The sequence below is a fragment of the Nocardioides sp. genome (genome assembly GCF_050246775.1).
Classification (GTDB): domain Bacteria; phylum Actinomycetota; class Actinomycetes; order Propionibacteriales; family Nocardioidaceae; genus Nocardioides.
The window spans coordinates 237,746-250,788 of the sequence record NZ_JBFWVK010000005.1 but is presented as its reverse complement, the minus strand read 5'-3'; the positions used below and the strand labels follow the sequence as shown (position 1 = coordinate 250,788).

Annotated in this window: 15 protein-coding genes; 5 read left to right on the top strand and 10 right to left on the bottom strand. The window is 69.4% G+C overall.

Going from position 1 to position 13,043, the window contains the following annotated elements; all coding sequences use genetic code 11:
- Positions 1 to 3 precede the first annotated feature (3 nt).
- Positions 4 to 651, bottom strand: coding sequence for an aa3-type cytochrome oxidase subunit III (gene ctaE, locus AB7I40_RS19820; protein ID WP_428345316.1), 648 nt, complete (start codon positions 649 to 651; stop codon positions 4 to 6).
- Positions 652 to 732: 81 nt separating this feature from the next.
- Between ctaE and AB7I40_RS19815 the strand changes: the two genes are divergently transcribed.
- From AB7I40_RS19815 to trpD, 3 genes are read left to right on the top strand one after another with little or no spacing between them, the layout of a single operon-like run.
- On the top strand, positions 733 to 1,698 hold the full coding sequence (locus tag AB7I40_RS19815; RefSeq protein ID WP_428345472.1) for a cytochrome c oxidase assembly protein: 966 nt from the start codon (positions 733 to 735) through the stop codon (positions 1,696 to 1,698).
- A complete protein-coding gene (locus tag AB7I40_RS19810) occupies positions 1,695 to 2,093 on the top strand; it encodes a hypothetical protein (RefSeq protein WP_428345315.1) in 399 nt (132 codons plus the stop codon). The genes AB7I40_RS19815 and AB7I40_RS19810 overlap by 4 nt, the downstream gene beginning before the upstream one ends.
- Positions 2,094 to 2,095: 2 nt before the next feature.
- Positions 2,096 to 3,130, top strand: a complete 1,035-nt coding sequence (gene trpD, locus AB7I40_RS19805) for an anthranilate phosphoribosyltransferase (protein WP_428345314.1) — start codon at positions 2,096 to 2,098, stop codon at positions 3,128 to 3,130.
- On the opposite strand, the gene AB7I40_RS19800 is transcribed toward trpD, so the two are convergent.
- The 8 genes from AB7I40_RS19800 to AB7I40_RS19765 form a co-directional block, all read right to left on the bottom strand.
- A complete protein-coding gene (locus AB7I40_RS19800; RefSeq protein ID WP_428345313.1) occupies positions 3,116 to 4,540 on the bottom strand; it encodes a hypothetical protein in 1,425 nt (474 codons plus the stop codon). The two genes, trpD and AB7I40_RS19800, sit on opposite strands and share 15 nt — an antisense overlap.
- Before the next feature lie 45 nt (positions 4,541 to 4,585).
- Positions 4,586 to 5,197 carry a hypothetical protein gene (locus AB7I40_RS19795; RefSeq protein ID WP_428345312.1) on the bottom strand — a complete coding sequence of 204 codons (612 nt, stop codon included), beginning with the start codon at positions 5,195 to 5,197 and terminating at the stop codon, positions 4,586 to 4,588.
- Between the two features lie 9 nt (positions 5,198 to 5,206).
- Positions 5,207 to 6,082 (bottom strand): glycosyltransferase family 2 protein, encoded by an 876-nt coding sequence (locus AB7I40_RS19790; protein ID WP_428345311.1) that lies wholly within the window; start codon positions 6,080 to 6,082, stop codon positions 5,207 to 5,209.
- A gap of 28 nt (positions 6,083 to 6,110) precedes the next feature.
- A complete protein-coding gene (locus tag AB7I40_RS19785) occupies positions 6,111 to 6,452 on the bottom strand; it encodes a DUF2304 domain-containing protein (RefSeq protein WP_428345310.1) in 342 nt (113 codons plus the stop codon).
- A complete protein-coding gene (locus AB7I40_RS19780; RefSeq protein WP_428345309.1) occupies positions 6,449 to 7,138 on the bottom strand; it encodes a glycosyltransferase family 2 protein in 690 nt (229 codons plus the stop codon). The genes AB7I40_RS19785 and AB7I40_RS19780 overlap by 4 nt, the downstream gene beginning before the upstream one ends.
- 102 nt (positions 7,139 to 7,240) lie before the next feature.
- Positions 7,241 to 8,677, bottom strand: coding sequence for a DUF2142 domain-containing protein (locus AB7I40_RS19775; RefSeq protein ID WP_428345308.1), 1,437 nt, complete (start codon positions 8,675 to 8,677; stop codon positions 7,241 to 7,243).
- Complete coding sequence (locus AB7I40_RS19770) at positions 8,674 to 8,952, bottom strand: Lrp/AsnC family transcriptional regulator (protein ID WP_428345307.1); 279 nt, start codon at positions 8,950 to 8,952, stop codon at positions 8,674 to 8,676. Before AB7I40_RS19770 ends, AB7I40_RS19775 begins: the two co-directional genes overlap by 4 nt.
- Positions 8,953 to 8,961: 9 nt before the next feature.
- On the bottom strand, positions 8,962 to 10,743 hold the full coding sequence (locus AB7I40_RS19765) for a DEDD exonuclease domain-containing protein (RefSeq protein ID WP_428345306.1): 1,782 nt from the start codon (positions 10,741 to 10,743) through the stop codon (positions 8,962 to 8,964).
- A gap of 102 nt (positions 10,744 to 10,845) precedes the next feature.
- Between AB7I40_RS19765 and AB7I40_RS19760 the strand changes: the two genes are divergently transcribed.
- Together AB7I40_RS19760 and AB7I40_RS19755 are read left to right on the top strand one after the other, a co-directional pair.
- Positions 10,846 to 11,112, top strand: a complete 267-nt coding sequence (locus AB7I40_RS19760) for a hypothetical protein (protein ID WP_428345305.1) — start codon at positions 10,846 to 10,848, stop codon at positions 11,110 to 11,112.
- A complete protein-coding gene (locus AB7I40_RS19755) occupies positions 11,109 to 12,425 on the top strand; it encodes an NYN domain-containing protein (RefSeq protein ID WP_428345304.1) in 1,317 nt (438 codons plus the stop codon). The genes AB7I40_RS19760 and AB7I40_RS19755 overlap by 4 nt, the downstream gene beginning before the upstream one ends.
- On the opposite strand, the gene AB7I40_RS19750 is transcribed toward AB7I40_RS19755, so the two are convergent.
- The gene (locus tag AB7I40_RS19750; protein ID WP_428345303.1) at positions 12,422 to 13,012 is read right to left on the bottom strand and encodes a class I SAM-dependent methyltransferase; all 591 of its coding nucleotides are present in this window, start codon (positions 13,010 to 13,012) and stop codon (positions 12,422 to 12,424) included. The two genes, AB7I40_RS19755 and AB7I40_RS19750, sit on opposite strands and share 4 nt — an antisense overlap.
- Positions 13,013 to 13,043 lie beyond the last annotated feature (31 nt).

Genomic DNA, 13,043 nt, shown 5'->3' with positions numbered 1-13,043 from the left:
GTGTTACTTGATCAGGTAGATCGTGGCGAACAGGCCGATCCACACCACGTCGACGAAGTGCCAGTAGTACGACGTGACGATGGCGCTGACGGCTTGTTCATGTGTGAATCGCCGGGCCAGGAACGTGCGTCCGAGCACGAACAGGAAAGCGATCAGACCACCGGTCACATGGAGGCCGTGGAAGCCGGTGGTGAGGTAGAACATCGTCCCGTAGGCCGAGTCCTGGATGGTGACGCCCTCGTGGATGAGCGCGGCGTACTCCGTTGCCTGGCCGGCGATGAAGACCGCGCCCATGACGTAGGTGAGCACGAACCACTCGCGAAGACCCCACTTGGAGACGTTGAACACCGAACCTGAGCGGCCGACCTGGCCGCGCTCCGCCGCGAACACACCCATCTGGCAGGTGGCCGAGGAGAGCACCAGGATGGTGGTGTTGGCGGCCGCGAACGGCACGTTGAGCAAGGCCGTGTTCTGCGCCCACAGTGCCGCCGTCTCCGGCGTCGCCGCACGGATCGTGAAGTAGCACGCGAACAGGGCCGCGAAGAACATCAGCTCACTGGAGAGCCAGATGATCGTGCCCACACTGACCATGCTCGGACGGTCATGATGTCCGTGCAGTCGGGATGCCGGGATAGCCGTTGCAGTCGCCACAGAGACATTATGTCCATGACCTGGCTGGGAGGGCACCCCGACCCCCTGACTTTCGTCGGGACTTAATGTTGCAGCGTGCTGATGTCCGTGCCCGACCTTCCCCGCTTCACTCTGTCGAGTGTCGTCACCGAGTGGGGGATCGACCCGCTGCTGTTCATCGGCACGGTCTGGGTGGCCGGTCTCTACCTGACCGGTGTGCTTGCGCTGCGCCGCCGGGGCGACGCCTGGCCGGTCGGGCGGACGGTCGCGTTCGTGGTCGGCGGCACGGGCAGCTTCTACGTCGTGACCCAGAGCGGCATCGCGACCTACGACACCACGCTGCTCAGCGTGCACATGGTGCAGCACATGGTGCTCTCGATGGTCGTGCCGCTGTTCTTGGCCCTCGGGGCTCCGGTGACCCTCGCCCTGCGCACCCTTCCCGGTACGCCGCGCCGCTGGTTGCTGGGGGTCCTGCACTCCCGGGTCGCGCGGGTCCTGTCCTTCCCGCCGCTGACGCTCGCGCTCTTCGTCATCTCGCCGTGGGCGCTCTACTTCTCCGGGTGGTACGAGGCCTCGCTGAACTCGGTGTTCGTCCACGAGATGATGCACGTGCACCTGGTCACGGTCGGCGCCCTCTTCTTCTGGCCGCTGATGGGCATCGACCCCATCCCAGGGCGGGTGGACTACCCGTTCCGGGTCCTGCTCGTGGTGCTCACCCTGCCGTTCCACGCCTTCCTCGGCGTCACGATCATGGGTGGCAGCACGCTGCTGGGTGGGGACTGGTACCCGTCGCTGCACGACGGACCCATGGGGTCGTGGCTGCCCGATCCGCTGGACGACCAGCACCTGGCCGGCGGCATCCTGTGGGGCGCCGGCGACTTCATCGGGCTGCTGTTCTTCGCGATCCTGTTCACCCAGTGGGTGCGCTCCTCGATGCGGGAGGCCGTTCGTGAGGACCGGCGGCTGGACCGCATCGACGCCCGCGACGCGCGGGCCGCGGCGAGCCCCCTCCCGGTCGTCGAGCCCGCTGCACCGGCGCCGCCCGATCCGGCTACGATGCACGAGTGACCGCCAAGGCCTTGCAGGTGCTCGTCTACAGCGACGACTCCAACACCCGTCAGCAGGTGATCCTCGCCCTCGGGCGGCGCCCGCACCCCGACCTCCCCGAGCTCGAGTACGTCGAGGTGGCCACCGAGCCCGTCGTACTCCAGCAGATGGACGCCGGGTCGATCGACCTGGCGATCCTGGACGGCGAGGCCGTGCCCGCCGGTGGCATGGGGATCGCCAAGCAGCTCAAGGACGAGATCTACCAGTGTCCGCCGGTGATCGTGTTGACCGGACGGGTGCAGGACGCGTGGTTGGCCACGTGGTCGCGGGCCGAGGCCGCTGTGCCGCACCCGATCGACCCGATCCAGCTGGCTGAGGTCGTCATCTCGTTGTTGCGCTCGCGCGCCGCCGTCTGACGATGAGCTTCACCTGGCCCGAGGTCCTGGGCTCCCTCGTCGCGGGTGTCGACCTGAGCGCCGAACAGGCCACCTGGGCCATGGCACAGGTGCTCTCGGGAGACACCACCCCGGTCCAGATCGCCGGTTTCGCCGTCGCCTTGCGCGCGAAGGGCGAGACCATCGAGGAGCTGTCGGGGCTGGCTGAGGCCATGCTTGCCGAGGCCAACCCGATCTCGGTGTCCGGTCGGGTGCTCGATGTCGTGGGGACCGGGGGAGACCGGTCGATGTCGGTCAACATCTCCACCATGGCAGCGATCGTTGCGGCCGGCGCCGGGGCCAGGGTCGTCAAGCACGGCAACCGCTCGGCCTCGTCCAAGGCCGGCACCGCCGACGTCCTGGAGAAGCTCGGGATCCGTCTGGACCTGCCACCGGCGCGGGTCGGTGCCATCGCCGAGGAGGCCGGCATCACGTTCTGCTTCGCCGCGGCCTTCCACCCGTCGTTCCGGCACGCCGCCGTGGCGCGTCGAGAGCTGGGCATCGCCACCAGCTTCAACCTGCTCGGGCCGTTGACCAACCCCGCCCGACCTGCCGCCCAGGCGATCGGCTGCGCCGACCGTCGTTCGGCTCCACTGATGGCGGGCGTGTTCGCGCGGCGCGGCGTCGATGCCTGGGTGTTCCGTGGCGACGACGGCCTCGACGAGCTCACCACGACGACCACGTCCTCGGTGTGGGTGGCCCGGGACGGGGCCGTCAGCGAGCGATCCATCGATCCGCGCAACTTCGGGCTGTCGCTCGCGAGCCCCGAAAGCCTCCAGGGCGACGACCCCGCGTTCAACGCCAACGTCGTGCGACGGCTCCTGGCGGGTGAGAAGGGCGCGGTGCGCGACGCCGTGGTGCTCAACGCCGGCGCGGCGCTGGCGGTGTACGGCGCCGCCACCGACAACCTCGACCAGGCGCTCAGCGAAGGGATGGCGCTGGCCCGTCAGGCCATCGACTCCGGCGCCGCTCAGGAGACGCTCGAACGCTGGGTGGCAGCGAGCTCAGCGGGCACCTGATGGTGCCGTGAGCAGCACGAGGTCGGGTGAGGACTGCACGACCTGCCAGTCCAGCTCGCTCTGGAGACGTTCGGCCAGGGCGGAGTCGGGCACCAGCAGCGCGTAGGAGGCCCCGGTGGAGGCCAGGGTCCGCTCCCATCCGGGGGCGGTGTCCAACAGGGCCACCAACCGGTCGATCTCGGGCTCGGTATAGGTGTCGACATACCCGTGCATCCCGATGTCCAGATCAGGGTGCCGCCACATGAGGTAGCCACCGTCGACCCACTGGTTCAGCACCAGCGTCCCGGCGGGCAGGTCATCGAGGGCCGGATCGATTCCGGGCTTCTGGCTGGGGGTCACGTCGATCAGGGGGAGCAGCGCCGCCAGGGCGACCAGCCCGGCAACGAAGCCACCGAGCACCAGCCTGCGTTCCCGCCTGGTCACGCGTTGACGCGGCGGGAGGACGCTCTGCAGGGCCTGGGCCAGGAGGGGGGCCACCACAGCTGCCGACACCGCTACGGTGCGGCCTGAGTAGACCGCCCAACCACCGGCCAGCAGCAGGAGCAGGGTCTCGGACCAGGACATACCACCGGTGCGTACTCGGATGAGCAGTAGCGCCGAGAACATCGCCGCCAGTGCCAGGGGGCCGATGGTGGTGAAGTCGGGCGCGGCCCACTCGGGGATGTAGGAGGCTCGTGACCCGACAGCCACCACCCCGCCGTACGACGCCAGCCCCAGCGGAGTCAGCCCGGCGGCCACCAGGGAGAGCAGTGGAACGGCCAGCTCCCGCGCCGACTGGCGCAGGGTCCGGTGCTCGGGGAACCCCCCGGCGACGGCGACCAGGCCGATCACGATGCCAACCGGCCACATCCCGTGGAGCATGGTCCATACCCAGGTCAGGGGGATCAGCCACCAGCGGACTCGTGCGTCGCGTCGGGTGCGCAGCCAGGCATCGGTGACTACGACCACCAGGACGTAGCTCAGCACCTGAGGCCGGCCCGAGAGCCCTCCGCCGGCAGCGATGACGGCCAGCAGGGTGGGGATGATCGCAGCCTGCGGCGAGCCCCAACGTCGGCAGGCACCGAACAGCACCAGGCCGAAGGTGAGCACCTGGAGGCCGGTCAACCAGGCCACGCCGCGCAGGCCGAACCAGTCCTCGAACCGGGCGAACACCACTTCTGAGAGCCACTGGGTGGGCACCCAGGGGCTGGTGGCGAGGCTGCTCACGCTGCCCGGGTGCCGCAGCGACCAGTCGGTCAAGAACTCATGGCCGAAGCGCAGATGGAACAACGTGTCGGCATTGTCCACCGGGACCGTGGCCGAACGCAGGAGGGCGGCGAACAGGCCCAGCAACAGGATGAAGGGGAAGACCCGAAGGACGCGGGCCACGAGCTCGTCCGAGCGCGGCTTGACATCAGGCGGCGTGGACACGGCAGAACGATCTCACGCACGCGGGCGCCGCCGTGGCGGAATGGGTCAGTGGGGCAGTTCGAGCACCCAGGAATCGCCTTCGCGCCGGAACCCGAGTCGGTCGTAGTAGGCGCCACGCATTCGCGCCGGGGTCACCACGCGGTTGACCTCGAGGCTGGCCAACAGGTCGCTCTGGCGCCAGACGAACTCACCGGGGGAGAAGTCCCGGAACCGGGGGGTCACGTAGTCGAGATCCACCAGGGCCGTGCCGTCCTTGACTCGCAGCACGACGACCCCCACGGTCTCGTCACCCTTCTGCACCAGGTAGACGACGCTGCCCGGCGCTGCACCGGCGAAGTCCGGCTGGAAGGACTCGATGTCGGCGCGGTGCACCCGTAGGACGTGGGCGAGGTAGGCGTCGGTGGAGCGCACCCGGAGTACGTCGAAGACCGCCTCGTCGTGACGCTCACGCAGCAGGGCCACGATGAACCACAGGTTGATGGCGCTCAGGACGGCGTTCATCGCCACCATCGGCCAGATCCCGAGGATGGCGTTGAATGCCAGGAGGATGACGCAGGCCACCAGGTTGAGGACCCGGAAGCGCAGTACGCGCGTCTGCAGCAGGGAGATGACGAGGAGGGCGCTGCCGCCCCAGCCCATCGCGTCGAGCCAGTTCACCCCGGGAGGCTAGCGGGCCAGGTGCCGGAACAGCGATCTGACGGCGACGCGGTCACGGGTCCGCACCGCCGCCGGGAGCAGGGCCGCGGCGTGCAACCGGGATGTGAGGTGCATCCGGGCCGCGCGGGCCGCACGCGGCCATCCGCGCTCGTCGAGCCGTTTCGCGACCTCTACGAAGAACGCCCGCTCCTCGGTGAAACGTCGGGTGTCGACGGCGGCCACGGACGAGGCGCTGTCGCCGTGGCGTCGGTAGGCGAAACAGACCTCCTCCAGCAGCACGAAGTCCGCTCCGGCTGAGACCAGGTCGAGGATCAGCGCGAGATCCAGGGCGAGGTCGAGTCCAGGACGAAACCCATGGTGGAGTGCCTGGCGGCGGTCCCAGCAGATCGCCGGGAAGTAGGCCCAGTTGCCCGTCAGCAGTCGACGAGCGAAGTCCTCACCCGACAGGGTCAGGCTGCCCTGGACATCGGGCATCAGTCGTCGCTTGACCGCGTCGGTCAACGTGCGCACGGGCTGCCCGTCAGCGTCGATGACCTGCACGTCGCACTGGACCATCGCTGCCGAGCTCCGGCGGGCCGCCGCACCCACCACCTCGACGTAGCGCGGCAACATGAGGTCGTCGCAGCCCAGGAAGGTGACGTGATCGGCCTCGGCAAGCTCCAGGCAGTGCTGGAAGTTCCGGTTGACCCCCAGGTTCTCGGGGTTGCGGGAGTAGACGATCCGGGACTCACCCAGGCTCGACAGCCAGGGTTCGACGGACTCACCCGGGTAGCAGTCGTCCACCACCAGGAGCCGCCAGTCCGCGCTGGTCTGGGCTTGCACACTCTCGACCGCCCGGCGCAGCAGCCCGGGGTCGCCGTAGAACGGCAGGAGGACGTCGATCACGCGCCCATGATCCTTGAACGCCAGACGATCAGTGGTCCTGACGCGCCCGGTCGGCCGTGCGCAGCGCCAGTTCCCTGGAGAGGTCCGTCAGGCGTCGCTCCAGCGTGTGCACCCGCTGGTAGAGCCCGATCGTCACGAAGAGGAACGCCACCACGAGGACGTAGAGCAGCAGGTCGGTGCCTCGTCCGACGCCGACGGCGTTGGCGGCGACCACGGTGATGTCGGGGAAGAGCACCGAGAGCGCGCCTGCCATGAGGAACGCGACGGCTGCGATCCGGCGAATGGCCAGGTGGTTGCCGCGGGCCTGGGTGCGCATCGCGAACCACACGGCACCCGCGAGGGCGGCGACGAGCAGGACCTTGATGATCATGCCGGCGACCAGAGACGCGTCAGGGCCAGGTCGACCACGATATTGACCGAGTTGAGGTTGCGCTGCCCCTTGCCGAGGCTGTAGTCGGTGTAGAGCACGGTGACCGGGTGTTCGGCGTACGTCACGTCATCGGCTCCCAGCGCGGCGATCAGCTCACTGGCATAGCCCATGCCGGCGATCGTGAGGCGTAGACGGGTGGCGAATCGCCTGCTCAGAACGCGCAGCCCGTTGTGCGAGTCGGTGAGCGCGACGCCGGTGGTGACCCGGGTGAAGAGGGCAGCAGCCCGGAGCAGCGCACGGCGACTGGCGGGCATGTCGCTCTCGAGACCCAGGAAGCGTGAGCCGAGCACCACGTCCAGATCGTTGGTGCGGGCGAGCTCGACCATGGCCAGTGCGTCGGAGACCTGGTGCTGCCCGTCGGCGTCGAAGGTGACGAAGTGCGTGGCGTCGGTGACCTCGCTCGCGTAGCGCAGGCCCGTCTTGAGGGCGGCGCCACCGCCGAGGTTCACCGGGTGGGTGACGACCAGCGCGCCCGCGGCCCGGGCGATGGCCCCGGATCCGTCACTGCTGCCGTCGTCGACGCAGACAACGTGGTCGAAGCACTGCACGAGCTCGGTGACGACGGGACCGACGACTGCTGCCTCGTTGTACATGCGTACGACGACACACACGTCAGTGCTCTTCATGGTGGTCCTCCCTACCCGTCGCTTCGAGGCTAAGGGCAGCGCCGCACCCGTGCTCCGGGTTCGTGGGCAGATGGCCCGTTCGGGCTATCTGGTTCGAACCGATCAGGCGACCCGGCGGCTGTGCAGCCCCGCTGCGACGAGGCTGTAGCCCGTGACGGTCAACACCACGACGATCCAGACCGGCCCGACCTGGCCAGGGGGATTCACGTTGTCGGAGAGCACCAGAGAACGAGCACCCAACTGCCCGATCAGACAGGCGGCACCGGCGATCACACAGCTCGACACAGCGAGCACGCGGCTGGGGGCCGACCACGCGCGGGTCCGGTCCAAGGCAAGCCCCGCAAGGAGGAACACCCCGAGGGAGACGGGGAAGCCGTAGCGCCCCTGCCACGCCACGCCGATCTGCTGATAGCTGGCCACCGTGAGGGCGACCGGAACGGCAAGGCTCACCGTCGCAACGAAGACCAGAGGCCCGCGACGTCGAGCGAAAAGACCTGCAGCGACCAGGGGGATCCAGAGGATGAGGAAGAGCAGGTAGGTGGTGGCGGGTGCCGGCTCATTGCGCAGGGGGAACGCCCCGATGGATTGGAAGACCCACAACGGGATCGCGGTCGGCAGCTGCGCCCAGACACTGCCCGGGGACGCGTCGCTGTCGCTGGCCGGGTTGTTGGGGTGCGCGGTCAGGGTCCAACCGGCACCCCATGCCAGTCCGGCTGCGGTCACCAGGCCAACCACCAGGATCAGGCGGCGGTGTCGCAGCCAGAGCTCGTGGCAGCCGTGCCGCCCGATGAGCCAGAGACCGGTGAGGAGGATCACGCCCAGCCACAGTGGCCCCAAGGACCGAACCGTGGCCAGACATGGCGCAGCGACGGCGGCGGCGATCAGCAGGTGTCGCTCCAGCTGCGGAGACGGCCGCGTGGACAGGCCCAGCAGTGAGATCCACAACAAGATGGCCGCCGACAACTCCACGCCGTTGGGTGCGGCGACGACGTTGGAGTAGGTGACGATTGGTGAGACAGCGGCAACCAGGGCCACGGCCGGCCAGACCGTCGTGCTCCATCGCCACATCAGACTGGCTGCGGCGGCGATCAGAACTGCGCACAACAAGGTTGCGACCGCACGCATGACGTAGAGGGCGGTGAATCCGTCGAAGGGTCGGGCCGCGGTGCCGATGATCCAGTAGAAGGCCGGGTTGTAGCGAGCTGCGGCGCTGGCCACCAGGACTTCGCCATTGCCCACGTCGCGGACTCCGCGGCAGTTGTCGGAGCCGTTGTAGACCAGCCACGTGCAGACCGGGTAGGCCGCCTCGACGACGTCCTGCCGCACCGGGATGAGGTCTCCGCGCCCATCACGTGGCGTCAGGTAGTCCGGTCGCCAGTGGCCCTCGGCCACCGAGGCAGCCCGATACGCGTGCTCGATCTCATCGACTCCGCGGAACGCGGGCACCACCAAGGCCCAGGCCAGTTGGACGAGGAGAAGGGCAACGAGGGTGAGCAGGAACGGGACACCGCCACGCAGTCGTGGCGAGGGTGCCTTCACTCGGCACCGAGGGAGAAGGCCGCTTCGAGGTCGTGGCGTGAGTAGGCACGGAAGGCGATGTGGGTCTCGGTCTCCGCGACTCCGTCGATCTTGTTGAGGCGGTCGGCCACGACGTTGGCGACGTCGTCGTGGTTCTTGACCCGGACCAGGGCGATCAGATCGATCTGGCCGGTGACGGAGTAGACCTCACTGACGCCCTCGAGCGCCGCGATGGCCTCCGCGACTTCCGGGATGCGCGCGACGTCGGCCTTCACGAAGACGATGGCGGTGATCATGGGCACACGCTAGCGGGCCGGGCGATGCTCCGGCGACCGGTCGCGCCGATCGTCGAAGGGCACGAGGCTCAGCCGTGATTGGTTGACCGCATCGTGCAGGGCGAGGTGTCGCGTCGCGCCGGCGACCGGACAGGTCCACTCGCCATCGACGTCGACGAGGCGGATGCCCGGCGACTCCAACCACCGCAGCACCCGCTCGGTCTCCTCCGCCGTGGCGGCAGGGGTGGGTCCTGGCGCTGACGGCACGGTCTCGGCCGACATCCGCAGACCGGCGACGTAGTCGCGGGCATCCGAACCGGGCGGAATCACGCCGGCGGCGGCCAGCCGCCCACGGCGCACGACGTGCACCGCCCAGCGCCCGTCGGACTCACGACGGGCCGCGACCACCTCGGGGCAGCGGGTGAGGGCGGAGAGCCGCTGGGTGCGCGCGGCGGCACGGATGAAAGCGGCCAGCCGGTCACGATGCACCCCCGCCTCCTCGAAGCGCTCGCGATCCGCCAGCGCGGACATGCGCAGGTTGATGGCATCGACCACCTGATCGGGGCGCTGGGACAGGGTGTCGCGCAGGGCACGCACGACGGCGCCGTACGCCGACTCGTCGGTGCTGCCGTCGCACGGCGACAGGCAGCGCCCCATCTCGGCCAGCACACAGGCCGATCGCGTGGGGGTGAGCGTGAGCCGGTCGGAGCACTGACGCACCGGGAAGGTCTCGTGGAGGGCGGCCAGGCACTTCTCGGCGGTCTTGCGCGAGGAGAAGGGCCCGAGGTAGTCGGCGCCGTCATCGAGAACCCGACGGACCAGGGACAGCCGTGGCCAGGCCTCCCGGGTCAGCTTGATGAAGTGGACCTTCTCCGGGAACCGGGATCGGCGGTTGTATTTGGGCTTGTGCTCGGCGATCAGGCGCAGCTCGCGGACCTCCGCCTCGAGCGGTGTGGCGCACTCGATCCCGGTGACGGAGTCGGCCAGCGCGACCATCTCGCCCATGCGGGTGCGGGTCTCCGAAGCGGTGAAGTAGGACCGGACCCGGGTGCGCAGATCGCGCGAGGTGCCGATGTAGAGGACCCGGCGCTGCTCGTCGCGAAACAGGTAGACCCCGGGGGAGTGTGGCAGCCCCTCGGCAAGGTGCCGCTTGCGGCGCTGGGCCGCGCTGACCCGGGCCGAGAAGGTCTGCAGCTCCTCAAGCGTGTGGACGCCCAGCCCGCCCAGCCTCTCCATGAGCCCGTGGAGCACGTCGACGGTGGCCCGTGCATCTGACAGCGCCCGGTGGTTGGGCGTGGTGGACGCGTTGAAGAGCCGCGCGAGCGAGGAGAGCTTGCAGTTGGGGGCATCGTCGCGGGTGATCACCCGGCGCGCGAGCTTGGCGGTGTCGAGCACCTCGAAGCGCGGCCAGGCCCGATCCTGGCGCTCGGCGAAGTGCTTGAGGAAGCCGACGTCGAAGGGCGCGTTGTGGGCCACGAGCACGCACCCCTGCGCGAACTCCAGGAAGGCGGGCAGGGCCGACTCGATGGTGGGGGCGTCGGCCACCATGTGGTTGCTGATGCCGGTCAGGACTGCGATGAAGGCCGGAATCTCGGTGTGCGGATTGACCAGCGTCTGGAACTCGCCCAGCCACTCGCCACCGCGGACCTTGACCGCGCCGATCTCGGTGATCATCGATCCACCGGCCGCCGATCCGCCGGTGGTCTCGAGGTCGACGACACAGAAGGTCACCTCGCGCAGGGGGCGGCCGAGCTCGTCGAAACTGCGTTGCGACTCCCAGCGGGAGCCTGCAGTCTGAGTCACCACCGCCATGCCCTGACCTCCATGACCTGGACGGTAGATGTGGGCACCGACAATCGGTGGACGCCGCGCGGAATAGGCTGGCGTCGACCGCCACTCCCACCAGGAGCACCCGTGAGCGCAGCACTCCCCGACGACACCCAGCGCTGGCGATGTGCGGGGTGCGGCAACCTCACCCGCTTCGACGTGACCCGAACCCGCCTTACCACGGAGTACTGGCACTTCGACCTCGGCGGATCCCATCGCGTCGAGGAGGTGAACCTCAGGTCGCAGACCCTGGAGACGGTCTCGTGTCGCTGGTGTGGCCGCGACGACGCCATCGAGGTGGTGAGCCGTGACGCGGGGGTCGGGGGCGATGGATCTGCGGTGCCTCCGCCGTGAGTGCCGACGCGTCCGAAAGCGCGGGGCTGCCGGAGCAGGTCCGCTCCCGCATCATCGCGCTGGCAGCCGAGGTGCTGCCGCAGGTGACACCTCTTCCCCCCTCGCTCAAGCGGGTGGCGGACTTCACCCCCGCCCGTCGAGCGCGGCTCGGCGGGCGTCAGATCGGTGTGACGATCGGACTCGACGACGAGTTCCGGGGTCATGTCGCGACCCAGGCCGCCGTGCTGGCTCCTGAACTGGCGGCGGCTGTGAAGGACGGGGAGGTGCCCGACACGGCCGACCCCATCGAGGTGTCCGCACTGCTGTGGCTGCTGCGTCCCGAGGGCTGGGAGGCCGCCCTGGCCTTGGCGACCGAACGCGTCGAGACGCGCCAGCACTCGAGCACGGTGGGCCGCGAGGCTGATGAGGTCGAGCGGCTCAAGGCCCGGTTGTCCGAGCGCGAGCAGGCGCTGCGCGAGCAACGTGCGCGGGCCCGGGAGCAGGTGGAGACCCTCAAGGCGGAGAACGCCTCGCTGCGTCGCAAGCTGGGGGAGGCGAGATCCGCCCAGCGCACCTCCCAGTCCACGGCGCTGGAGGCGGCCGCCACGTCGCAGCGCCTGCTCGGCGCCGCGGAGACCGCTACGGCGGCCGCCGAGGCGGAGGTACGTCGGCTTCGGGCCCGGGTCGCCGAGCTGGAGGCGGCGGCCGGCGCCGCTCGTCGTGAGTCGCGGGCAGAACGCGACGACAGCGCCCTACGCGCCCGGCTGCTCATGGACACCCTGCTGGAGTCGGCCCAGGGACTACGCCGGGAGCTGTCCCTGCCTGCTGTCCCTGGTGCGCCGGGTGATCGCCTGGAGGCTGAGCTCGCCGCAGACGAGCCTGGAGTGCGCAGCACGTCGGCGGCGGGCACGCTCGGCCCCTCGAGTCCTGCGCTCCTGGAGAACTATCTGGCGATGCCGCGAGCGCGCCTCATCGTCGATGGCTACAACGTCAGCAAGTCGGCCTGGCCGGAGTCCTCACTTGAGGCCCAACGCATCCGACTGCTGGCAGGGATCGCACCACTGGTCGCCCGCAGTGGTGCGGAGACGACTGTGGTGTTCGATGCGGCCGCGAGCGGCACGCGGCCGCCGGTCCATCCGCCGAGGGGCGTCAAGGTGATCTTCAGCCCCCTCGGAGTGATCGCCGACGACGTGATCCGCGACCTGGTGGCCGCCGAGCCGCAGGGCCGGCTGGTGGTCGTGGTCACCAGTGACCAGGAGGTCGTGCGCGACGTACGTCGGCTCGGGGCGCGCACGGCCGAGGCCGCGGCTCTGATCGGCGTGCTGACCCGTTAGGGCAGGTGAGCCAGCACGTTGAACTCGTTGTAGGTGAAGAATCTCCCGGTGGCTCGGGGGAACGGAAAACTGCGCCATGGGTCGGGCCGGAGTCCCACGTCGCGGGCCAGCGCCTCGAGGTCCTCGCCGGTCGTCCAGCGCTCGTGGGTCTCGTCCGAGGCGTAGCCACGCTCCTGTGGGCAGATGAAGAGGACCTTGCCGCCGGGCCGGAGGAATCCGAGGTAGTCCTGCACGAGGGTGACTCCGGCACTGGCGCTCATGTGCTCGATCACGTGCGCGATCAACAACGAGTCGAACGACTGGGCAGGGTAGGGGCGGGACTCGGCCCACTCGGCGCTCGTGTAGGCCTCGTGCCCGGCTCCGCGCGCAATGGCGATGGACGCGGGGTTGTGGTCGACCCCGACCGAGCCAGGAGCCAGGGACCCCAGGTTGCGCCCGATGCCGCAGCCCACGTCGAGCGTGCGCCCGAGGGCCTTGCGGCGCAGGTTCCACTGGTAGGGCGCCTGGACGTTGAGCAGGCGCTTCCAGCGCGCGCCGCTCTTGGTGCTGAGGCGGCGTGCGTAGTTCTCGCCTTGGGTGCCGGGCATGCCTGTGAGGATAGGCCTCCCGAGGTGACGC